Here is a 20,713-nt window from a genome sequence, read left to right as displayed (position 1 = left end):
GGAGGCCCCGGCGGTCGGCTCACTCGCCCATCCCCATGTAGGCCAGGCGGGAGGTCTGGGTCCGGGCGGACCACTCCAGGGCGGTGGCGATCCGCTCGTCCGGGGTGGTGTCCAGCAGCCGGCGGCCCGGCCAGATCTCGTGGTCGCCGATGAGGTCGGCGAGCTGCTGGACGCCTTCCTGGAACAGTTCCTCCCGGCGTTGCAGCACCGCGAAGACCGGCAGCGAGGCCCACAGCTCGTTGCCGCGCCGGACCACGTCCGCCAGGTGTTCCTTGAGCGAAGGGTCCCGCTCCAGGTGCCGCTTGACGATCTCACTGCCGACGGTCAGGTGCCGGATCTCGTCGATCCCCGCTCCCCGCTCCACGCTCGCCGCCGCGGGGTCGACGATCTTCCACTTGTGCTCGCTGAGTTCGCCGGTGGGCGCCAGGATCCCCTCGACCAGGATGGTCAGGACGGCGACTCCGGAGACGAAGGGGTGCGGCCCGTTCATCACCTCCAGGCCGAACTCCTCCAGCGGGTCCAGGACGCCCAGCCGGTGCTCGCCGGCGTACTCCTCGATGACGCCTTCGAGTTCGGCCGCGGGGATGCCGACCTCCACCATGTGCGCGCGGAACGCCTGGGCGTGCCGGGCCTCGTCGAGGAGCTGGGTGGCGTAGAACTCCATGGATTTGACGTCGGGAGCGCTCTGCACCAGTGAGGTGATGGCCCGTGCGGCCTTGTCCTCGGCGATGGAGCGGAAGGAGAACTCAAGGAGGAGCGCGTCACGCAGCGGTCCGGGCTTTCGCATGTGGTCGGGCGTCACGGCGTCGGGGTGGTGGCCGTTCACCAGCCCCCGGAGGGTGCCCTGGGCGACGTTGGCGATCCAGTAGTCCAGGTCGCACTGCTCGGGGCTGAGCCGCAGTTCGCGGGCTCCCTCCAGCACGCCGGGGGCCAGGTCCCAGTCCGCCTCGGGTGCGATGTTCGTCGTCATCCTGTGCTCCTCACGATCGTCGGTCAGATGGCGTTGGTGATGCGGAACAGCTGCCAGAGGGAGGACGGCCGGGGGCCGCCCCTGAAGGCCACGTACTCGGGTTCGATCACCTGCGGCGCCCATTTGAGCTTGAACGCCTGCTGGGACCGGGCCGGGTAGACGAACGCGCCCCGTTCGCCGATCAGCCGCACCGTGCGGGTGAGCAGCGGGCTGGCGTCGGCGGCTTCGGTACCGAGCCCCGCGAACGGGGTCAGCCCCAGGTGGAGCCACTCGGCTCCTTCCTCGGCGAATGTCCGCAGGGCGGTGAAGTTGAGCAGCTCGATCGTGCCGACCGAGGCCTGCGGGGTGCGTCTGGTCAGGTCGTACAGCCAGCCGGGGCGGCTGCCGTACGACGGCGAGTAGGAGACGTAGCCGATCACGGCCCCGTTCCGCTCGGCCACGAACAGCCGCCGGTGCGGGATGCCCCGGCCGGTGCGTTCGCCCACCAGGAAGGTCATCCGTTTGACGTGCCAGCCCTTGTCGCGCAGCCATCTGCGGTCTATCTCGTCCAGTTCCGGCGGCGGGTCGGCGGCCGACACCTCGCGGACGGTGACCCCTTCCCGTCCGGCCCGGGCCATGTTCTGCCGGATCTTGGCCAGCGCCCGGCCCTTCAGCGAGAAGCGGGCCAGGTCGATGCTGTAGGAGCTGCCCAGCTGGTTGACCGTCCAGCCCCGTCCGGCGAACACGTCCAGGTCCGCGGCCCGGACCTGTGCGGCCACCAGGCGCTGCCGGCCGCCGACGACCCGCTGCTGGAACTCGGCCAGCAGCGCGCTGCGGTGCTCGGCCGGCGCGAACGGCCCGCCGAAGGTGAACACGGTGCCCCCGCGCCGCCGGTAGGCGATGACGCCCGGCACGGACGCGGAGGTGAAGTGCTCGACACCGTCGTTGTAGGCGAGGAACCCGCTGGGGTGGTCGGCGTACGCGGCGATGCTCTCCAGCGCGTCCGGCGTCGTGGCCGTCATACGGCGGGCACCTCCACCTGCCGTGCGGCGCGGAAGGCCTTCTGCCGGCCGGTCTCGAAGTGCTCGAAGGGCTCGCTGACCGGCTTGGCGTAGTTGCCCAGCAGGCCGCGGTCGCCGAACAGGTGCAGCGGGACGACCAGCAGGGCCCACTCCGGACCCACCAGCCAGGCCCACAGCAGGATCACCACGCCGGCGGCCAGCCAGGTGTGCATGACGTTGTACAGGACGTGGAACACCGGGTGGATCCGCCCGTCCCTGGACCGGGTGTAGGCGATCAGGCCCGGGATGTAGCCGATGAGGTCGATGTAGGCGAACAGCAGGATCGCCGGTCCCCAGCGCACCTCGCCCAGGTGCCAGAGGAAGGCGACGGCGGCCACGGCGAAGGCGCCGAGGTACTCCGCCCGCGTGGTGCGGTAGTTCTGCCGGTGTCCGAAGGCTTGCTCCGCGCTCATGGTTTCCTTCCAGTGCTCGGGCGGTCAGGCCGTGGCGTAGACGTCGTACCGGGTCCGGATCAGGTGGCGGATCGAGGCCCGCCACGCCTTCTCACTGGCCTCGACGTCCGCCCCGGACTCGCAGCCGGGGATCTCGGTCAGCGAACTGGGGATCGGGTGCTCGTGGAAGAGGACGGCGCTCATGTCCAGCAGCCGGTCGAGCCGGGTCTTCGCCCAGTCGGGCACCACGTCGAAGAACGCGGGGCGCACCAGGCGTTCCACGATGTCCGGGGCGAGCACCCGGAGGGGGTTGACCGTGATGCCCTGGGCGGCGGCCTCTTCGATGATCACCTCGGTCAGCCGGCTGGAGGTGAGCGCGTGGGGCCCGCTGCTGATCCAGTACTCGCCCGCCCGGACGTCCCGGTCCAGCAGCGTCACGATCGCCCGGGCCACCAGGTCCTGAGGGACGAAGTCGACGTAGCCGGTGGGGTCGCTGGGGACGAAGGGCAGCCGGTTGCGCAGGACGTTGTGGGCGAAGGTGTGCAGCCCCTGCGTCTCGGATATCTCCCCGGTGACGGAGTCCCCGATGATGATCGACGGCCGCACGATCACGGCCTGCGCGCCGCTCTCGCGGACGATCTTCTCGCCGGCGACCTTGGACGTCACGTACAGCGACGGACTGCTCCCGGCCCGGCCGGCCTGCTCGCCGCCCGCCGCCCGGATCTCCTCCGCCCGTGCGACGTAGGCCGTGCTGACGTGGATCAGAAGGGCGTCCGCGTCGAGGGCGAACTGCGACATCCCGCGCGCGCCCTGCACGTTGAGGGTTTCCATCTCCTCCGCGGTGCTGCTGAACTTCACCATGCCCGCGGCGTGGATCACGACGTCCACCTCCGCGCAGAGCCTGCGGTAGGTGGTTTCGTCCAGTCCCAGCAGCGGCCGGGAGACGTCGCCGTGCACCACCTCGTCGCAGCCCGGGGGAGCTTTCCGGTGGGCCAGGGCGATGACGCGGTGGTGCCTCAACTGCGGTGCGAGCGCGGTGCCGAGCACTCCGGAGCCACCGGTGAGCAGGACGGTCTTGCCTGACGTTGCCATGTGCGTGGCCTTCCGAAGCTGTCGGGTTGACCGGGCGGAGGGGTCTCAGAACTTCTTCGCCATGGCCGTCAGCGCCCCGTCCACTGCTTCCAGCAGCTGGGTCTCCTCGTCGGGGGTGATGACGGCGGGCGGGGTGAAGCGCACCACCGGGTGCGCGTTGAGCGAGTGGTTGACCACCACGTGACGCTCGACCAGCTCCAGCAGCAGCTCCCCGGCCTGGCTGGCGTCGACGAGTTCGACTCCGATGAGCAGGCCGACGCCGCGCACCTCGCGGACCAGGTGCGGGGCCCGGTCGGCGGCGATGGCGCGCAGGGCGGCCAGCAGCCGGGCGCCCGTCCCGGCGGCCCGCTCGGTCAGCTGCTCGTCGCGGATCACCTCGACGGTGGCGCGTGCGGCGGCCATCGCGATCGGCGCCCCCGAGTAGGTGGACGTGTGCAGGAAGGGGTCGGAGTCGAAGGGCGCGAACGCCTCCGCGGTGGCCAGCGTGGCCGACACCGGGACGACGCCCCCCGACAGGGCCTTCCCGACCAGCAGGACGTCCGGCCGGACCTCCGCGAGATCGCAGCCCCACCAGGCGCCCAGCCGTCCCAGCCCGGTCATCACCTCGTCGACCACCAGGAAGGCGTTGTGCGCCCGGCACAGGGCCGCCACTTCCTTGAGGTAGCCGGGTGGCGGCACGATCACGCCGGCCTCGCTCTGGACGGGTTCGACCACGACGCAGGCTTCGCCGTCGCCCGACCCGAGGACGGCGGCCAGCGCCGCGGTGTCACCGAAGGGGACGTGCTCGACGTGGGGCAGCAGCGGCCGGAACGGATCCTGGTAGAAGGACTTCGCGGTCAGGGAGAGGGCTCCGATGGTCTTGCCGTGGTAGCCGTTCTCCATCGAGATCAGGCGGCGCTTCCCGTGGGCCCTGGCCAGCTTGATGGCCGTCTCCGTGGCCTCGGTGCCGGATCCGGAGAAGTGGACCCGGTCGAGCCCGGCCGGTGCGACCGAGGTCAGCGCCCGGGCGGCGAGTCCGACGACGGGGTCGAGGAAAAGACGCGTGGAAAGGGCCTGCTTTTCCGCCTGCCGTTGTACCGCCGTGACGATACGCGGGTGCCCGGCTCCGGTGAAGAACACTCCGTAGCCGCCGCAGTTGAGGAACTCCTGGCCGTCGGTGGTGATGACGCGCGAGCCCGACGCGGACTGCTCGACGAGACTGCCGAACATCGCGGCGAGTTGACTGCGCCCCTTGCTCAGATGGGCGCGGTGCAGGGCGATCGCTTCATCGGTGGAAATGCTGTCGTCGCTCGCGGATGTACTCATTTCGGAACCCTTCTCCGGGGAGGCGGCTCGTTGTTCGCCGTGCACGAACGGGAACTCATGCCCGCTCCACCGCGGCTTTGAGCCTGGTCAGCGTGGTGCGCATGCCCTTCCGGTTGGCCGCGGGGCGGCCCTCGGGCGGGGTGCCCGTGAAGACCAGGCCGAGGAGTTTGGCGACGGGGGCGCTGCGACCGGATCGCAGGTCCTCCCAGTACTCGGTCACCAGGCAGCCGTCGTCCTGGTGCTCGAAGCGGTAGCCCCACAGGGCCACCGGCATGCCGAACGTGCTCACCGTGAACGCGAAGTCGCGGGCGTCCTCGGCGCGTACGACGGTGCAGGAGGTGAACCAGAGCCACAGTCGCCGGCGGTTCCACCCGATGAACCGCGTCCCCGCCTCGAACCGCCGGCTCCGGGACCACACGCCCACGCATTCCGGGCTCCACTCGCCCATACGCCGGACATTGCTCACCGCGCGGTAGACGGACTCCGCGGAAGCCATGACGAGAATTTTTTCTTCGACGCGCGGTGCGTGGTTCATCGACGCTCCAAACACATGCGGGAGGTGTCGTTCTCGAAACGGAAACAATCGGATGTTACTCGTGAGTCACTGCCGTTGTGGCCGGTTCTGCAAAAAAAGCCGGATGCACTGCGTGAGTTGTTGCCCCGAAGCCGGGGTAAGGGCGGCCGGGCCGCTGCGGCGGAGATCACGATGCCAACCGCGGAGACCTTGATCAAGGGACTATTCCGCCAACATACGGGAACCGCCGGTCGGCGCTAATGCCCGCGGCGGCGGGTGAATTGCGGTCGCTGAGCGGCGGAGGAAACGGGACCCACCGGAGTAAACCGACCCTTCCCGCGGCCGTCCGATCGCCCCCGGTCACCGTTGGGGGCCACGAGGCGAGGGTGACTCCCGTGGCGGACCGGGCCGAGATCCGTCGACCGCGCCTGCCCGGAGCGGCGCCGCCCCGGGCCGCCACGCAGTCACTCCCGGTCTGCCCGGCGAGGGAAGCGGGTGAGGCCCTCCGAGGCGGGGCGCCGCCGCCCGGAGGCGGGAGCGTCCGCCTATGAGTGCTTTAGGGGGCTTTTCCACCTAAATAGCATGAGAAGATCTACGGGAAACCCGCCGTGGTCGGCCGGCCCACCCGGAAGGGCGAGGATCCCGACCATCAGACGAAATGGGGCAGCCGGTGCGTGACGGAGCCGAACTCACACAGGACAGTCGACCGGGGCGCAGGCTGACATGGCAGTGGTTCCTGGTGGTGGTGGTCGTGTACGCGGCCGTCATCCAGGGCCTGGGAGCACTGATCGGGGTGGACACCAGCTACTCCGACAGCCAGTTCCCCACCACCGAGTCCCTGGTGCGCAACGCACTGATCCCCATCGGGGCGTCCATCGTGTTCGCGGCAGCCGTCGTCACCTGGCTCGGCTGGTGGGGGGAGGTCCTCCACTACCGTGCACCCGTGCGGCGCTGGGTGCGCTGGGTGCCGATCTCGATGCTCACCGTCGCGCTGGTCGGGATCAACTACGGTCACCTTGCCGACCAGAGCCTCTCCCTGGTGGCGTGCCTCCTCGTGCTCGGCCTGTTCGTCGGCGTCGGCGAGGAGCTGATGTTCCGTGGCATCGGCGTCCACGTCTTCCGCCGGGCCGGACTCACCGAGGGCAAGGTCGCCCTCTACTCCTCACTGGTCTTCGGCCTCGTGCACGTCAGCAACGCCTTCGGCGAGGGAGCGCAGGCCCTCCTCCAAGCCCTCATCGTCTCCACCTCGGGCTACTTCTTCTACCTGTGCCTGCGGGTCGGCGGCATCATCCTGCTCCCGATGCTCGTCCACGGCCTCTGGGACACCAGCCTGATCTCCAACCTCGTGGGCGACAAGCCCCAGGCGTCCGTGGGAATGCTCCTCATCCTCCTCCTCCAGATCGCCCTCATCGTGGTGCTGTTCGTCAAGCGCCACAAGATCGAGCCCGTACTGCCGGCCCACTACGAGCCGGTGACCGGCCCGAACCCGTCTGCGGCGGGATCGGTCTGAGCGTTCTCGCAGGTTCCGCGCCGTCGCCTGCGTGCTCGGCCGGGTGCGCGAGCACGTCCTGTTGCCGCCCGGCTGCGACGGCCCGGTGCCGGCCGACGGCCACGAGGTGGTCCGCAGTGGTGACGCCCGGACCGTCCTCGCCCCCGCTACGAGCCCTGCCCGTGGGTTTCGACACGACTGGGCCGCACAACGTTTCCGCAGGTCAGCGAGGTGCTGACCTGCGGAAACGATGAGAGATCGACCTGCGTTTCGGCAGCTCGAAGGAGCTTCTACAGGTCGTAGTAGAGCTCGAACTCGTGCGGGTGCGGGCGCAGTGCGATCGGGGCGATCTCGTTGGTGCGCTTGAAGTCGATCCAGGTCTCGATCAGGTCGGGCGTGAAGACGTTGCCCGCGAGCAGGTACTCGTGGTCGGCCTCCAGCGCCTCCAGGACGGCCGGCAGCGAGGACGGCACCTGGGGCACGTTGGCGTGCTCCTCGGGGGCGAGCTCGTAGAGGTCCTTGTCGACCGGCTCCAGCGGCTCGATCTTGTTCTTGATGCCGTCGAGGCCGGCCATCAGCATCGCGGCGAAGGCCAGGTACGGGTTGGACGACGGGTCCGGCGCGCGGAACTCGATGCGCTTGGCCTTGGCGTTGGAGCCGGTGATCGGGATGCGGATCGCGGCCGAGCGGTTGCGCTGCGAGTACACCAGGTTGACCGGCGCCTCGAAGCCCGGGACGAGCCGGTGGTAGGAGTTGACCGACGGGTTGGTGAAGGCCAGCAGCGAGGGGGCGTGCTTGAGCAGGCCGCCGATGTAGTAGCGGGCGGTGTCGGAGAGCCCGGCGTAGCCCTGCTCGTCGTAGAAGAGCGGCGAGCCCTCGGTCCACAGCGACTGGTGGACGTGCATGCCCGAGCCGTTGTCGCCGAAGATCGGCTTCGGCATGAAGGTGGCGGTCTTGCCGTTGCGCCAGGCGACGTTCTTGATGATGTACTTGAACAGCATCAGGTCGTCGGCGGCATGCAGCAGGGTGTTGAACTTGTAGTTGATCTCGGCCTGGCCGGCGGTGCCGACCTCGTGGTGCTGGCGCTCGACCTCCAGCCCGGACGCGGCCAGCTCCAGGGACATCTCGGCGCGCAGGTCGGCGAAGTGGTCGACCGGCGGGATCGGGAAGTACCCGCCCTTGTACTTGACCTTGTAGCCGCGGGCGTCGCCCTCGGCCGAGCCGCTGTTCCAGGCGCCGGCCTCGGAGTCGATGTGGTAGTACGACGCGTTGGCGCCGGTGTCGAAGCGGACCGAGTCGAACACGTAGAACTCGGCCTCGGGGCCGAAGAACGCGGTGTCGGCGATGCCGGAGGAGGCGAGGTAGGCCTCCGCCTTCTTGGCGACGTTGCGCGGGTCGCGGCTGTAGGCCTCGCCGGTGACCGGGTCCTGGATGAAGAAGTTGATGTTGAGGTGCTTTTCCTTGCGGAAGGGGTCGAGCCGGGCCGTGGCCAGGTCGGGGACGAGTGCCATGTCGGACTCGTGGATGGCCTGGAAGCCGCGGATCGACGAGCCGTCGAACATCAGCGTCTCGGACGGGTCGAAGGTCGCCGCGGGCACGGAGAAGTGCTGCATGACGCCCGGGAGGTCGCAGAACCGAACGTCGATGAACTTCACATCGTTGTCCTGAATGAACTGCTTCACTTCGGCGGCGTTGTTGAACATCCATCCTCCTCGGCGTGCGAATGGGGCGGGCCTCACCATAGGAACAGCCCGTTTCCAACCGGTGACCCGGTCGTTTCCTGAATGTTAACCGCCGCCCTCGACCGGGCGGCAAAGCCGTACGCTCCGGGGCAAAACGCTACGCCTGTCCGGGTCGTTCCGGCCAAGTGGTCTGGACCACTTGGGCAGCACGGGGAGCCCCGATTCACCCTTCGGTGGAGGTGCTGCGGGGAGGCGGTGCGGGCCCCGGGTGTTCGCCCGGTTAGTGTGGATTCGTGGACACCAGAGAAGCGTTGGGATCGTGGATCGACGGCCCGAGGGCGGCCGCCGAGAAGATGGGTGCCGACTTCGGGTACCGCGGTGAGCGCCTCGGACTGCCCCAGGAGGGCCCCGGCTCGGTCGGGGGCCCCGGTCGCCGGATCGGTGCTCTGTTCGTCGACGGCTGGCTGGTCTCCCTGGTCGCCTACGGGCTGATCTCCCAGGGCTCCCCGGGCTCCGCCAACCTGTGGACCACCCCGTTGTTCTTCGCCGTCACCGCGCTCCTCCTCGCCACCACGGGGACGACCGTCGGCAAGCGGCTGTTCGGTCTGCGGGTGGTGCGCGTGGACGGCTCCCGCGCCACCATCCCGCAGGTCCTGCTGCGCACGGTGCTGCTCTGCCTGCTGGTGCCGGCGCTGGTCTGGGACCGTGACACCCGCGGTCTGCACGACAAGGCCGTCGGCACCGTCGAGGTCCGGATCTGATCCCCGCCCCGGGGTGCCGCCCCGGGGATCCCCGCCCCGCCCGGAGCGCGGACGCGGCCCGTCACCGGGCCGCGGACGCCGCCCGCCGGGGCGGGAACGTCGAACGGCCCCGTCGCGGAGCTTCCGCGGCGGGGCCGTTTCGTACGAAGGGGGGTGGGTCAGCGGGCCTGGCCGCCCTTGGGCATCCGGGCGCCCTTGGGCATCGGGCCCTTGGGGATCGGCGCCTTGGAGAGCAGGTCGCCCAGTGCGCGCAGCCGGTCGTTGGTCTCGGTGACCTGGGCCGGGGTGATGGCGCGCGGCAGACGCATCAGGTGGATCTGCAGCTTCTTGAGCGGGATCTCGCCCTCGCCGGTGCCCACCACGATGTCGTGCACCGGGACGTCACCGACGACCCGGGCCATCTTCTTCTTCTCGGACGCCAGCAGCGGACGCACCCGGTTGGGGTTGCCCTCGCCGATCAGCGCGATGCCGGCCCGTCCGACGGCGCGGTAGACCGCGTCCTGGTTGCGGGTCACCGCCACCGGGGTGGAGCTGGCGCTCCAGCCGCGCTTGATGTTGTTCAGCACTGCCGCGACCGCTCCCGGCTGCCCCTCCATCTGCCCGAACGCCGCGCGCTCGGCCCGGCGCCCGAAGACGATCGCCATGGCCAGGAAGGCCACGATGAAGCCCAGGATGCCCAGATAGATCGGGTGGTCGATTGCGAAGCCGATGGCGAGGAACACGCCGAAGGTCAGCAGGCCGACGCCGCCGATGATCAGGCCGATCTTGGTGTCGACCTTCTTGGTCATGGTGTAAGCCAGGCGGATCTGCTTCAGTCGCCCGGGGTTCTCGGATGTTTCCCTCGCCATAACGCTCATGGTACGTGCCGTGGGTACGGGATATCCAAGCCCGGGTACCCGTTCGCCCCGAACCGTGACCCGGGTGACCCCGCGCGACTCCGTACAGGAACCGAGGGGATGCGCTCGGCTACCGGTGTGCGGAGCGTTCGGCCGGGCTCCCCGGCGGCGCGTCGCCGTCCCGGTCGGCCGCGTAGCGGCGGTTCTCGCAGACGGCCGTCCAGGCGTTGCGCCGGGCCTGGCGCTGGCCGCCCGCGAGCAGCACGCTCTCGGCCAGCCGGAGCGCGGTGCCCACCGACCGGATGCCGGCCTGCATGCGGACCTGCATGTCGAACAGCTCCCCTCGTGGCGGAAACGATGCGAACGCTTCCATCATCACCACTTCGTGTTACCAGTCGGTGACCCGGCAGTCAAAGCCCGGTGAACCCGGAGAACCCGAAGGGCGGAGCAGAAGCTCCGCCCTCGGGTGATTCGCGGGGTGCCGGCGGTCAGACCGCGGCCTTCGCGCGGTGCTCCAGCGCCTGCCGGTACAGCCGCCCGGCGCGGTACGAGGAGCGCACCAGCGGGCCGGACATGACCCCGGCGAAGCCGAGCTCCTCGGCCTCCTGCTGGAGCTCGACGAACTCGTGCGGCTTCACCCAGCGCTCCACCGGGTGGTGGCGCAGCGACGGGCGCAGGTACTGGGTGATGGTGATCAGCTCGCAGCCGGCCCCGACCAGGTCGGCCAGCGCCTGGCTGACCTCCTCGCGGGTCTCGCCCATGCCCAGGATCAGGTTGGACTTGGTGACCAGCCCGGCCGCGCGGGCCTGGGTGATGACGTCCAGCGAGCGCTCGTAGCGGAACGCGGGGCGGATCCGCTTGAAGATCCGCGGCACCGTCTCGACGTTGTGCGCCAGCACCTCGGGGCGGGAGGAGAAGACCTCGGCCAGCTGCTCCGGGACGGCGTTGAAGTCCGGGATCAGCAGCTCGACGCCGGTGCGGCCGCTCTCGCGGGCGGCCGTCAGCGCGTGCACCTGGCGCACGGTCTCGGCGTACAGCCAGGCGCCGCCGTCCTCCAGGTCGTCGCGGGCGACGCCGGTGATGGTGGCGTAGTTGAGGTCCATCGTCACGATGGACTCGGCGACCCGGCGCGGCTCGTCGCGGTCGAAGTCGGCGGGCTTGCCGGTGTCGATCTGGCAGAAGTCGCAGCGGCGGGTGCACTGGTCACCGCCGATGAGGAAGGTGGCCTCGCGGTCCTCCCAGCACTCGAAGATGTTGGGGCAGCCCGCCTCCTGGCAGACCGTGTGCAGCCCCTCCTTCTTCACCAGCGACTGGAGGGCGTTGTACTCGGGGCCCATCTTCGCGCGGGTCTTGATCCACTCGGGCTTCCGCTCGATGGGGGTCTCGCTGTTGCGGACCTCCAGGCGGAGAAGCTTCCTGCCGTCGGGTGCGACAGCGGACACGTGCGACTCCTAGAACTAGACGGGGTACCCCCAGGGTACGCCTGTGCTTGTACGGCCTCCGCAGGGCCTGCGGCCCGCAATCGCAGGGCAACAGAGCTACCGGCGGGTAGATTCCCGGGGGCCTCCGGGCCGGGCCCGGAATCCGCCGGGGCGTCCCCGGGGCTCAGCGGCTGAGTGCCGGCTCCGGCAGTTCGGCGAACACGTCGGCCAGGTGCTTCTCCACCACGGGGAGCGACTCCCCGACCGGGAAGTCCCGGCCCAGCTCCCCGGAGAGCGAGGCGACGCCCGCGTCCCGGATGCCGCACGGCACGATCCGGTCGAACCAGGTCATGTCCGGGTCGCAGTTCAGCGCGAAGCCGTGCATGGTGACCCCGCGCGAGACCCGCACGCCGATCGCGGCGAGCTTGCGGTCGTCGCCGCGCTGCCCGGCGTTGGACGGCGCGTACTCCGGGCCGGCCAGCCGCGGGTCGATGCCGAGCGGCAGGCCCATCCGCAGGGTCAGGCTGCCGATGTCCACCACCTGCGACGGGTCCACCACCGCGTCCGGGATGGTCTCGCCCAGCACCCAGACGCCGCTGCGGCCCTCGACCCGGGTGCTCTCCACGCCGAACTCGCGGCAGGCGCGGATCAGCGCCTCCTCCAGCCGGCGCACGTACGCGACGACGTCCATCGGCTCGGGGAGCTTCACGATCGGGTAGCCGACCAGCTGGCCGGGGCCGTGCCAGGTGATCTCGCCACCGCGGTTCACCTCGACCACCGGCGTGCCGTCCAGCGGCAGGTCGGCCGGGTTGGTGCGCCGGCCCATCGTGTACACGGGCGGGTGCTCCAGCAGCAGCACGGTGTCGGGGATCTCGTCCGCGACCCGCAGTGCGTGCAGCCGCTGCTGCTCCTGCCAGGCCTCCTGGTACGGGATCGCTCCCTCGCCCAGGCCCATCCGCACGAACCGTACGTTCTCGCTCACCGCTGCTGCTCCTTGCCAGGCGTTCGAGACCAACCTCGCCACTGTACGCCCCGGCCCGGAGCGGTCGTCCAGGTGTCCGGAGGTGGTCCCGGCCACTCCGGGCGGGCCGCCGCCTGCCGTGGGCGCGTTCGTGCGGGCCTTCCCCCGGGCTCCCGTGCCGCCGCCGGGCCGGTGCGCTCAGGCCCCCGCGAGCAGTTGCAGCCGCAGTGCCAGCTGGAGCTCCAGCGAGCGCTCCGGGTGGTTCCAGTCCCGTCCGAGCAGCACCTCGACCCGGTCCAGGCGCTGCACCACGGTGTTCACGTGGACGTGCAGCTCGTCCTTGGCCCGGGTCAGGCTGCCGCCGCAGTCGAAGTAGGCACGCAGGGTGCGGACCAGCTCGGTGCCGCGCCGGGCGTCGTAGTCGAGCAGCGGGCCGAGCACCTCGCCGACGAAGCCGTGCACGTCGTGGCCGTCACCGAGCAGCACCCCGAGGAAGCCGAGCGTCCGTGCGCAGGCGCCGTCCCCGGCCCGGCCGAGCACCCGCAGCGCCCGGACGCAGCGCAGCCCCTCGGCGTACGAGGCGGCCAGTGCCACCGGGCCGGCGGCGGCCCGGCCCGCGCCGACCGTGACCGGGAACCCGGCCAGCCGGGCGAGCCGCTCGGCGGCCTGCTCGGCCGCCCGCTGGGTGCCGCCCGCGGAGCCGTCGTCCGGGACGAGCAGGACGACGCTCTCGCCGTGCTCGGCGCTGATGCCGCGCGAGCCGAACAGGTACCGCCCGGCGGCGCCCGCCAGCCGGCCGCGCTCGGTGGCGGCGTTCGCGGCGTTCGTGGCGTTCGGCGCGACGGCGCCGCCGGCCGGCTCGGCGACCAGCACCAGGTGCGGACGGCCGAGGTCCACGCCGAGCCGGCGGCCGCGTGCGGTGAGGCCCGCCGGATCGCGGTCGGGAGCGGTGAGCAGGTCGGCGAGCAGCTCGCCGCGGACCCTGTTCTCGGTCTCGGCCACCGACCGGCGCAGCAGCAGGAGCAGCGCGGTGACCACGCCGGCCCGCTCGAACAGCCGCCGGTCGGCGTCGTCGAGGTCCGGCCGGCCGAGCAGCACCAGCGCGCCCAGCGGCTCCTGGCCGGCCAGCACCGCGCACACCCAGGTATCGCGGTGCCGCACCGACCGGCCCTCGGCACGGGACGCCGCGACCGCCTCGGCGAGCCCCTCGGCGGGCGCGGCCCGGCCGGCCAGCGGCTCGCCGCCGGTGTCGAGCACGACTATCCCGCCGCCCAGCAGCACGGCCACCTCGGCGGCCACGTCCGGCACCTCGGCGCCGCGCAGGACCAGGTCGGTGAGCCGGTCGTGGCCCTGCTCGGCGCGCTGCACGGCGGCGGAGTGGGCCCGGATCAGGGCGTTGGCGCTGTTCAGCTCGGCGAGCGCGGCCCGGGTGCCGGCCAGCGACTTGGCGGTGTCCAGCGCGATCGCGGCGTGCGCGGCCAGCGTGCAGAGCAGCGCCACCTCGTCGGGGGAGAAGGCGCGCGGCGAGCGGTCGGCGGCGAACAGGACGCCGATCACCCGCCCGCCGAGCAGCAGCGGCACCCCGATGATCGCGACCAGGCCCTCGTCCAGCACCCCCGCGTCGATCGTGCCGGTGTGGTGGAAGCGCTCGTCCGTCCGGTAGTCGGGGGTGGCGTACGGGCGGGCGGTCTGGGCGACCAGCCCGCCGAGGCCGTCACCGAGGCTGAGCCGCAGGGTCTGGAAGAGCACGGAGACCGAGCCGTCGGTGACCCGCATGTAGGTGTCGCCGGCGGCCTCGTCCGGGAGGGTCAGGTACGCGGTGTCGGTGCCGAGCAGCATCCGGGCCCGCCGGACGATCGCCTGCAGCACGGTGTCGAGCTCCCGGGAGGCGGCGAGGTCCCCGGCGGTGTCGAACAGCGCGGTCAGCTCGGCCTCGCGGCGGCGGTGCTGACGCAGCGTCCGGTGCACCCGCAGCGCCTGCCAGGTGGCGCCGTCGATCTCGCTCAGCACGGCCTCCGGCGCCCCCCGGCGGCGGGCCTCGGCCAGCACGTCGGCGAAGTCCTCGGTGGCCGCGCCGGAGGCGAGCAGATCGAGCAGCCGCCGCAGGGCCGGGGCCGAGCTGGTGTGCGGGTCGTTCATGGTGCGGGCCGCCAATCGGCTGTGAACGGGAAGCGCGATGGTACGCCAGACGCGCCACGGCCCGGCGCCCGCGCGGGGGCGGGTGCCGGTGCCGTCCGAGGGGTCGTCAGGCGGCGGCCGGCTTGGCCGCCACCGCGCCCTGCTCCACCCGCTCCCCGGCCTCCTCCCCGCCGGGCTCGATCCCGGTCAGGTCGCGTCCGCGGGTCTCCCGGGCGCACAGCACGGCCACCACGGTGACCAGGCCGGCGATCGCCACGTACACCGAGATCGGGGTCGAGCTGCCGTAGTCCTTCAGCAGCGCGGTCGCGATCAGCGGCGCCGGTGCGCCGGCCGCCACCGAGGCGAACTGGGCGCCGATCGAGGCACCCGAGTACCGCATCCGGGTCGCGAACAGCTCGGAGAAGAAGGCCGCCTGCGGCGCGTACATCGCACTGTGGAAGACCAGCCCGACCGTCACCGCCAGCACCAGCGAGCCGAAGGACTTCGTGTCCACCAGGCCGAAGAAGACGAACGCCCAGACCGCTACGCCGACCGCGCCCACCAGGTAGACCGGCTTGCGCCCGACCCGGTCGGAGAGCGCGCCGAAGAGCGGGATCAGGGCGAACTGCACCGCCGAGGCGATCAGTACGGCGTTCAGCGCGGTCTGCTTGGGCAGGTGCACGTGGGAGACGGCGTAGGCCAGGACGAACGTGGTCATCACGTAGTACGAGATGTTCTCCGCCATCCGGGCGCCCATCGCCACCAGCACCTCGCGCCAGTGGTGCCGGAACACCGCCACCAGCGGCGGCTGTTCGGTCTTCTGCTGCGCCGCCTTGCGGGCCTCGGCCTTCGCCAGCGCCTCCTTGAACAGCGGCGACTCGTCCACCGCCAGCCGGATCCACATCCCGACGGCCACCAGCACCGCCGAGAGCAGGAACGGCACCCGCCAGCCCCAGGCGAGGAAGGTCGCGTCCGACTGCACGGTGGTGAGCAGCGAGAGCACCCCCGCCGCCAGCAGGTTCCCGGCCGGCGCGCCGCCCTGCGGCCACGACGCCCAGAACCCGCGCCGCCGCTGGTCCCCGTGCTCCGACACCAGCAGCACCGCCCCGCCCCACTCGCCGCCGAGCGCGAACCCCTGCACCAGCCGGAGCGCCGTCAGCAGGACCGGCGCCGCGGCCCCGATCGAGTGGTACGTCGGCAGGCAGCCGATCAGCGTGGTGGAGCCGCCCATCAGCAGCAGGCTCACCACCAGCAGCTTCTTGCGGCCGATCCGGTCCCCGAAGTGCCCGAACACCAGGGCCCCGAGCGGTCGCGCGGCGAAGCCGATCGCGTAGGTGAGGAAGGAGAGGAGGGTCCCGGTCAGCGGATCGCTGTTGGGGAAGAAGATCTTGCCGAAGACGAGCGCGGCGGCGGTGCCGTAAAGAAAGTAGTCGTACCACTCGATGGTGGTGCCGATCAGACTGGCGCCGACCACCTTCCACAGCGGGGAGCCTGGTTTCGCGACGACGGGGGAACTGGCCATGGGCGGGATCACCTCGGACGGGGGAGGGACGGGGGCGGGTGCTCGGTGAGCGGGTGCTTCAGTGGGCGGTCCAGCCGCCGTCGACGGGGAGGCTGGCGCCGGTGATGAAGGAGGCGTGCGGGGAGCAGAGCCAGACGGCGAGCCGGGCCACCTCGTCGGGCTCGATCAGGCGCTTGACGGCGGTGCGGTCGAGCATGATCCGCTCGACCACCTCGTCCTCGCGGATGCCGTGCGCCAGCGCCTGCTCGGCGATCTGCCGCTCCACCAGGGCGGTGCGGACGTAGCCGGGGTTGATGCAGTTGCTGGTGACGCCGTACGGCGCGCCCTCCAGGGCGACCGTCTTGCTCAGCCCCTCCAGGGCGTGCTTGGCGGTCACGTAGGCCGACTTGAAGGGGCTGGCCCGCAGGCCGTGGACGGAGGAGATGTTGACCACCCGCCCCCACTCCCGCCCGTACATGTGCGGCAGGGTCCGGCGCAGGATGCGGAACGGGGCCTCGACCATCACCCGCTGGATCAGGGTGAAGCGTTCGAGCGGGAACTCGTGCACGGGCGCGACGTGCTGGAGGCCGGCGTTGTTGACCACGATGTCGGCGTCGTCCGGCAGGGCCTCCACCGCCTCCGGGTCGGAGAGGTCCGCGACGTGCGCGACGCCGCCGATCCGCTCGGCGAGCTCCGCGGCCGGAGCGGCCGCCAGGTCGACGACGTAGACCCGGGCGCCGGCCTCGGCGAGGGCCTCCGCGCAGGCCCGGCCGATGCCCGAGGCGGCCCCGGTGACCAGGGCCGTACGACCGTCGAGCGGGCGGGCTGAAGTGGTGTCCATGGCCGAGAACGGTAGGAATCCGGCGGCCCGACTCCTATGGAGTGGGGAGCCACAGCACCGGGCCTGACTGTGGCGGTCACCACCATGTGTGCCGGAGGGCGGTCCGGCCGCCGGGAGCCAAACCCGTGCTGTCCGGGCTTCCCCACAATGGGCGCCGATGGTTCACCCGTTCGGAGGATTGCTCGGTCAGAACCACCCATAGCGCCCGAATGCTCGCTACATTCACGCCGATTCCCGACAGGGGGCGTCGCCACGGGCAGCCGAAGTGCTGGTGGAGCCGGTGCGGCGTCCGAGAGGTGTTGACTGACTATGCCCCAACGGCCTGCAACCGACAGCCCGGCGTACGGACCGCTCGACCCGCTCGACCAGCACGGAGGCCCGGTCGGCCGGGCCCTTCCGGCCGCCCCCGACGCCCCGACCGCCGACGAGTTGCGAGTGCCTGTGCAGGTCACGTCCGCCGCCCCCGAACCGCACCCGGGCGCCGTCGCCGGCCAGGACGGGCCTGCCGCACCCGTACCGGCTCCGCCCGCGGCCGCGGCCGGCCACGCCGCCGCCGGTCCCCCTCCGGCGGCGCACGCCGCGGCGGCGCACCCGCCGGCCGGGCACGCGGGCCCGGGCCCGCAGAACGGCCAGTTGGCCGCGCTGATCGAGGAGGCCGGGTTCTCGCACGCCGGCCTGGCCCGCCGGGTGGACCAGCTCGGCCTGGAGCACGGCCTCGACCTGCGCTACGACAAGACCTCCGTCACCCGCTGGCTCCGCGGCCAGCAGCCGCGCGGCGCCACCCCCGCGCTGATCGCCGAGGTCTTCACCCGCCGGCTCGGCCGCCGCCTCACCGCCCAGGACCTCGGCCTGGACGCCTGCGCCCCGGTCTACGCCGGGCTGGAGTTCGCCGAGACCCCGCAGGAGGCGGTGGACATCGTGGCGAGCATGTGGCGCAAGGACAACGGCCCGCAGTCCGAGCTGCGCCGGATCGCCTTCACCCCGGCCGGTCTGGTCGTCCCCAGCCGGGACTGGCTGATCGGCCGGACCGACGAGCGGGTGGCCCGGGACGGCTCGACCCTGCCCCGGCCGGAGGCCGCCGCGGCCCCGCCCGCCGCCGTGCCGGGGGCGCCCGCCGCACCCCCGGTGCGCGGCGCCGCGCCCGGCGCCGCCGGAACGCCCGCCGCCCGGGCCGCCGCCGCGGGCCAGGCCGCGGCGTCCGCGCTCGGCCGGGTGCCCACCCAGAGCCGGCGCCCGCCGATCGCGGTCGAGCCGCCGTACACCGATCCGGCCCGCGAGTCGCGCCCGGCGCTACGGGTCGGCCGGGGCGACATCGCGGCGATCCGCGCCGTCGGCGACCTCTTCCGGGCACTGGACCACGCCTACGGCGGCGGCCACGCCCGCCAGGCGCTGGTCCGCTACCTGGAGAGCGAGGCCGAGCCGATGCTGCGCGGCCGCTACGGCGAGCAGATCGGCCGGGCCCTGTTCGGCGCCGTCGCCGACCTGACCAGGCTGGCCGGCTGGACGTCCTTCGACATCGCCGCGCACGGCCTGGCCCAGCGCTACTTCGTCCAGGCGCTGCGGCTCTCCCAGGCGGCGGGGGACCGCGCCCTCGGCGGCTACGTCCTGGTGACGATGAGCCAGCAGGCGGTGCACCTGGGCCACGGCCGGGAGGCCGTCCAGCTGGCCCGGGTGGCCCAGCAGGGGGTCGGCACCGCCGTCCCGCCGACCGTGCAGGCGCTGCTGCACGCCGCCGAGGCGCGCGGGCACGGCCTGCTCGGCGACGTCCGGGCCTGCACCACCGCGCTGGTCCGCTCCGAGCGGTCGCTGGCCGCCGCCCGGGCCGGCGACGAGCTGCCGTCCTGGGCGCGGTACTTCGACGAGGCCCAGCTCTCCGACGAGTTCGCCCACTGCTACCGGGACCTCCAGCAGTGGCGGACGTCCGCCCAGCACGCCGAGAAGTCCCTGCGGCTGCGGTCGCCCGCGTACGCCCGCAGCCGGATCTTCTGCCGGCTCGTCCTGGCCACCGCGCGGCTCGGCATGGGGGACTTGGACGAGGCGTGCACGATGGCCACCGACGCGCTGCGGGCGGCCGGGGAGATGCGTTCGGCCCGCTCGCTGGAGTACGTGCGGGACTTCCACCGCCGGCTCACGCCGTACCGCGGCAGCCCGGTGGCCCGCGCGTTCGAGGAGACGGCGCGTCAGGCGGGGGTGATCTGAGGCGGGCCGGCGGGGCGGCCCGCCCCGCCGGCCGTGCCCCGTGCGGAGCGGGCCCCCGGTCAGGCCGCGGCCTCCGCCGCGCCGACACCGCTCGGCAGCCCGAGGTCGCGCACCACGGCCTGCGCCGCCCGCCGCCCCGACACCAGCGCGCCCTGGGCGCTGCTGGTGTCCCGGTGGTCCCCGCAGACGTAGAGCCCGGCCAGCAGCCGCACCGGGCGCCGGCAGTTGTGCGGCGGCGGCATGGCCGGCACCGCGTCCGGCACGTGCCGCACGCTCAGGAACTGCCAGCCGACGGTCGACGTCCCGTACAGCTCCGCCAGCCGGGCCCGCACCGCCGGTTCGAGCGCGGCCGGGCCGCCCGCGTCGAAGGAGCGCCGGCCGAGCACCGTGGTGGCGATCAGCGCCTGCCCGCGCGGGGCGTACGAGGGGTGCAGCTCGCTGAGCACCACCGAGTGCGAGAGCGTCGGCTGCTGCCCGGCCGGCCGGTCGCCGTCCAGCAGCAGGACGGCCTCGCCCACCGGCGAGCGGTCGGCCGCGTGGTAGAAGGTCGTGACGGGGTGGAAGTCCGGCACCCGCAGCCCGGGCAGCAGCCCGGCGGCGGACCGGGCCCCGGTCGCCACCACCACGGCCTGGGCGCCGATCCGCCCGTGTCCGGCGGTCTCCACGCCGTCGGCCGCGATCGAGGTGACCTGCACCCCGGTGCGCACCGTCCCGGCCGGCAGGGCGGCGGCCAGCTGGGCCGGCACGGCCGCGATCCCGCCGGCGGGCAGACAGAGCCGGCCCCGCGCGTAGCTGCGCAGCACCAGGTCGGCGATCCGGCTGCTGGTGCCCAGGGCCGGGTCACTGAGCAGGGCGGTGAGCAGCGGTCGCAGGAAGCCGTCGACGGTGCGCGGGGCGAGGCCGCGCTCGGCCAGCGCGCGGGCGGTGGTGGTCTCCGGCCGGGCCTGCAGCCGGGCGGCCGGGGTGGCGGCCAGCCGGGCGAGCCAGTTGCCCAGCCGGGCCTTGTCCAGCGCGCTGCCCAGCGGCGCCCGGACGGTGGCCTGCCGGGTGGTGGTGAGCTGAGGGTCCCCGGCGCGGTACCGGCGGCCACCGCTGTGCACGAGTACGCCGGGGGCGAGCGGGCGCAGTTCGAGGCGGTCCAGGTCGAGGACGCGGCGCAGCTCGGGGTAGGCGGTGTTGAGCAGCTGGCTGCCGTGGTCGAGCCGGAACCCGTCCAGTTCACGGGTGGCCATCCGGCCGCCGACCCGGTCCGTGGCCTCCAGGACGTGAACGGTCAGTCCGTGGCCGGTCAGCACGCGGGCGGCGGCCAGGCCCGCGAGTCCGGCGCCCACCACGACGACGTCCGGATCGGAGTGTCGGCGGGTGCGGCGGGTGAAGTCGTACGTGGGCACTGGCGTGCTCCCTCCCTGGTCCCGGAGCTTCGGCCGACGCAGGCAGCGGGGTGCCGGGACACGGTCCGACCATGTGATGCCCAGTCAGTAGGAGCGTCAGACAAGCGCACCGGGCCGTATCCGGGGGCCGGAAGGGGTTCGGCCGCACGCGGCGGTGGCGCGGTCACGGACTGTGCGCCCAACCCGGGGGTTCGGGGGCC

18 protein-coding genes are annotated in these 20,713 nt (G+C 72.5%); 3 read left to right on the top strand and 15 right to left on the bottom strand.

Annotation, left to right across the window (positions count from 1 at the left end):
- Positions 1-19 precede the first annotated feature (19 nt).
- From OH807_RS13275 to OH807_RS13250, 6 genes are read right to left on the bottom strand one after another with little or no spacing between them, the layout of a single operon-like run.
- On the bottom strand, positions 20-970 hold the full coding sequence (locus OH807_RS13275; RefSeq protein WP_406197946.1) for a VlmB-like protein: 951 nt from the start codon (positions 968-970) through the stop codon (positions 20-22).
- A gap of 23 nt (positions 971-993) precedes the next feature.
- Positions 994-1,971 (bottom strand): bifunctional lysylphosphatidylglycerol flippase/synthetase MprF, encoded by a 978-nt coding sequence (locus OH807_RS13270; RefSeq protein ID WP_406197944.1) that lies wholly within the window; start codon positions 1,969-1,971, stop codon positions 994-996.
- On the bottom strand, positions 1,968-2,423 hold the full coding sequence (locus OH807_RS13265) for a hypothetical protein (protein WP_406197941.1): 456 nt from the start codon (positions 2,421-2,423) through the stop codon (positions 1,968-1,970). The genes OH807_RS13270 and OH807_RS13265 overlap by 4 nt, the downstream gene beginning before the upstream one ends.
- A 24-nt stretch (positions 2,424-2,447) precedes the next feature.
- The gene (locus OH807_RS13260) at positions 2,448-3,494 is read right to left on the bottom strand and encodes an SDR family oxidoreductase (RefSeq protein WP_406197938.1); all 1,047 of its coding nucleotides are present in this window, start codon (positions 3,492-3,494) and stop codon (positions 2,448-2,450) included.
- Between the two features lie 45 nt (positions 3,495-3,539).
- Positions 3,540-4,799, bottom strand: a complete 1,260-nt coding sequence (locus tag OH807_RS13255; protein ID WP_406197936.1) for an aspartate aminotransferase family protein — start codon at positions 4,797-4,799, stop codon at positions 3,540-3,542.
- Positions 4,800-4,854: 55 nt separating this feature from the next.
- Positions 4,855-5,334 (bottom strand): SRPBCC family protein, encoded by a 480-nt coding sequence (locus tag OH807_RS13250; protein ID WP_406197933.1) that lies wholly within the window; start codon positions 5,332-5,334, stop codon positions 4,855-4,857.
- Positions 5,335-5,971: 637 nt separating this feature from the next.
- Between OH807_RS13250 and OH807_RS13245 the strand changes: the two genes are divergently transcribed.
- The gene (locus tag OH807_RS13245; protein ID WP_406197930.1) at positions 5,972-6,823 is read left to right on the top strand and encodes a CPBP family intramembrane glutamic endopeptidase; all 852 of its coding nucleotides are present in this window, start codon (positions 5,972-5,974) and stop codon (positions 6,821-6,823) included.
- 269 nt (positions 6,824-7,092) lie between these two features.
- Here the strand turns inward: OH807_RS13245 and glnA are convergent, their stop codons facing one another.
- The gene (glnA, locus tag OH807_RS13240; RefSeq protein ID WP_406197928.1) at positions 7,093-8,505 is read right to left on the bottom strand and encodes a type I glutamate--ammonia ligase; all 1,413 of its coding nucleotides are present in this window, start codon (positions 8,503-8,505) and stop codon (positions 7,093-7,095) included.
- Between the two features lie 272 nt (positions 8,506-8,777).
- On the opposite strand from glnA, the gene OH807_RS13235 reads away from it, so the two are divergent.
- Positions 8,778-9,245: an RDD family protein gene (locus tag OH807_RS13235; RefSeq protein WP_406197926.1), complete on the top strand. Its 468-nt coding sequence runs from the start codon at positions 8,778-8,780 to the stop codon at positions 9,243-9,245.
- Positions 9,246-9,403: 158 nt separating this feature from the next.
- Here the strand turns inward: OH807_RS13235 and OH807_RS13230 are convergent, their stop codons facing one another.
- The 7 genes from OH807_RS13230 to OH807_RS13200 all read right to left on the bottom strand — a co-directional run bounded on the left by OH807_RS13230 (position 9,404) and on the right by OH807_RS13200 (position 16,923).
- Entirely contained in the window at positions 9,404-10,093 is a 690-nt protein-coding gene (locus OH807_RS13230) for a DUF4191 domain-containing protein (protein ID WP_406197924.1), read from the bottom strand.
- Between the two features lie 118 nt (positions 10,094-10,211).
- Complete coding sequence (locus tag OH807_RS13225) at positions 10,212-10,409, bottom strand: hypothetical protein (protein ID WP_406197922.1); 198 nt, start codon at positions 10,407-10,409, stop codon at positions 10,212-10,214.
- Between the two features lie 160 nt (positions 10,410-10,569).
- Entirely contained in the window at positions 10,570-11,523 is a 954-nt protein-coding gene (lipA, locus tag OH807_RS13220; RefSeq protein WP_406197919.1) for a lipoyl synthase, read from the bottom strand.
- A 163-nt stretch (positions 11,524-11,686) separates the two neighbouring features.
- On the bottom strand, positions 11,687-12,457 hold the full coding sequence (gene lipB, locus OH807_RS13215; protein WP_406210966.1) for a lipoyl(octanoyl) transferase LipB: 771 nt from the start codon (positions 12,455-12,457) through the stop codon (positions 11,687-11,689).
- Positions 12,458-12,661: 204 nt separating this feature from the next.
- Positions 12,662-14,602, bottom strand: a complete 1,941-nt coding sequence (locus tag OH807_RS13210; RefSeq protein ID WP_406197916.1) for a helix-turn-helix domain-containing protein — start codon at positions 14,600-14,602, stop codon at positions 12,662-12,664.
- 106 nt (positions 14,603-14,708) lie between these two features.
- Positions 14,709-16,103, bottom strand: coding sequence for an MFS transporter (locus OH807_RS13205; RefSeq protein WP_406197914.1), 1,395 nt, complete (start codon positions 16,101-16,103; stop codon positions 14,709-14,711).
- Between the two features lie 58 nt (positions 16,104-16,161).
- The gene (locus OH807_RS13200) at positions 16,162-16,923 is read right to left on the bottom strand and encodes a 3-hydroxybutyrate dehydrogenase (RefSeq protein ID WP_406197911.1); all 762 of its coding nucleotides are present in this window, start codon (positions 16,921-16,923) and stop codon (positions 16,162-16,164) included.
- 309 nt (positions 16,924-17,232) lie between these two features.
- Between OH807_RS13200 and OH807_RS13195 the strand changes: the two genes are divergently transcribed.
- Entirely contained in the window at positions 17,233-19,122 is a 1,890-nt protein-coding gene (locus tag OH807_RS13195; RefSeq protein ID WP_406197909.1) for a regulator, read from the top strand.
- Between the two features lie 59 nt (positions 19,123-19,181).
- Here OH807_RS13195 and OH807_RS13190 read toward each other — a convergent pair whose 3' ends face one another.
- Complete coding sequence (locus OH807_RS13190; protein ID WP_406197907.1) at positions 19,182-20,513, bottom strand: NAD(P)/FAD-dependent oxidoreductase; 1,332 nt, start codon at positions 20,511-20,513, stop codon at positions 19,182-19,184.
- Positions 20,514-20,713 lie beyond the last annotated feature (200 nt).

It is taken from the genome of Kitasatospora sp. NBC_01560 (assembly GCF_045208415.1).
Taxonomy (GTDB): Bacteria; Actinomycetota; Actinomycetes; order Streptomycetales; family Streptomycetaceae; genus Kitasatospora.
The sequence above is the reverse complement of the archived record's forward strand: the minus strand, read 5'-3'. Positions and strand labels throughout refer to the sequence as shown.

Excerpts from the sequence above, each read along its gene's own strand:
- OH807_RS13275 (WP_406197946.1), bottom strand. The coding sequence starts at position 970 with ATGACGACGAACATCGCACCCGAGGCGGACTGGGACCTGGCCCCCGGC.
- OH807_RS13270 (WP_406197944.1), bottom strand. The coding sequence starts at position 1,971 with ATGACGGCCACGACGCCGGACGCGCTGGAGAGCATCGCCGCGTACGCC.
- OH807_RS13265 (WP_406197941.1), bottom strand. The coding sequence starts at position 2,423 with ATGAGCGCGGAGCAAGCCTTCGGACACCGGCAGAACTACCGCACCACG.
- OH807_RS13260 (WP_406197938.1), bottom strand. The coding sequence starts at position 3,494 with ATGGCAACGTCAGGCAAGACCGTCCTGCTCACCGGTGGCTCCGGAGTG.
- OH807_RS13255 (WP_406197936.1), bottom strand. The coding sequence starts at position 4,799 with ATGAGTACATCCGCGAGCGACGACAGCATTTCCACCGATGAAGCGATC.
- OH807_RS13250 (WP_406197933.1), bottom strand. The coding sequence starts at position 5,334 with ATGAACCACGCACCGCGCGTCGAAGAAAAAATTCTCGTCATGGCTTCC.
- OH807_RS13245 (WP_406197930.1), top strand. The coding sequence starts at position 5,972 with ATGGGGCAGCCGGTGCGTGACGGAGCCGAACTCACACAGGACAGTCGA.
- glnA (WP_406197928.1), bottom strand. The coding sequence starts at position 8,505 with ATGTTCAACAACGCCGCCGAAGTGAAGCAGTTCATTCAGGACAACGAT.
- OH807_RS13230 (WP_406197924.1), bottom strand. The coding sequence starts at position 10,093 with ATGGCGAGGGAAACATCCGAGAACCCCGGGCGACTGAAGCAGATCCGC.
- OH807_RS13225 (WP_406197922.1), bottom strand. The coding sequence starts at position 10,409 with ATGCAGGTCCGCATGCAGGCCGGCATCCGGTCGGTGGGCACCGCGCTC.
- lipB (WP_406210966.1), bottom strand. The coding sequence starts at position 12,457 with ATGGGCCTGGGCGAGGGAGCGATCCCGTACCAGGAGGCCTGGCAGGAG.
- OH807_RS13210 (WP_406197916.1), bottom strand. The coding sequence starts at position 14,602 with ATGAACGACCCGCACACCAGCTCGGCCCCGGCCCTGCGGCGGCTGCTC.
- OH807_RS13205 (WP_406197914.1), bottom strand. The coding sequence starts at position 16,103 with ATGGCCAGTTCCCCCGTCGTCGCGAAACCAGGCTCCCCGCTGTGGAAG.
- OH807_RS13200 (WP_406197911.1), bottom strand. The coding sequence starts at position 16,923 with ATGGACACCACTTCAGCCCGCCCGCTCGACGGTCGTACGGCCCTGGTC.
- OH807_RS13195 (WP_406197909.1), top strand. The coding sequence starts at position 17,233 with ATGCCCCAACGGCCTGCAACCGACAGCCCGGCGTACGGACCGCTCGAC.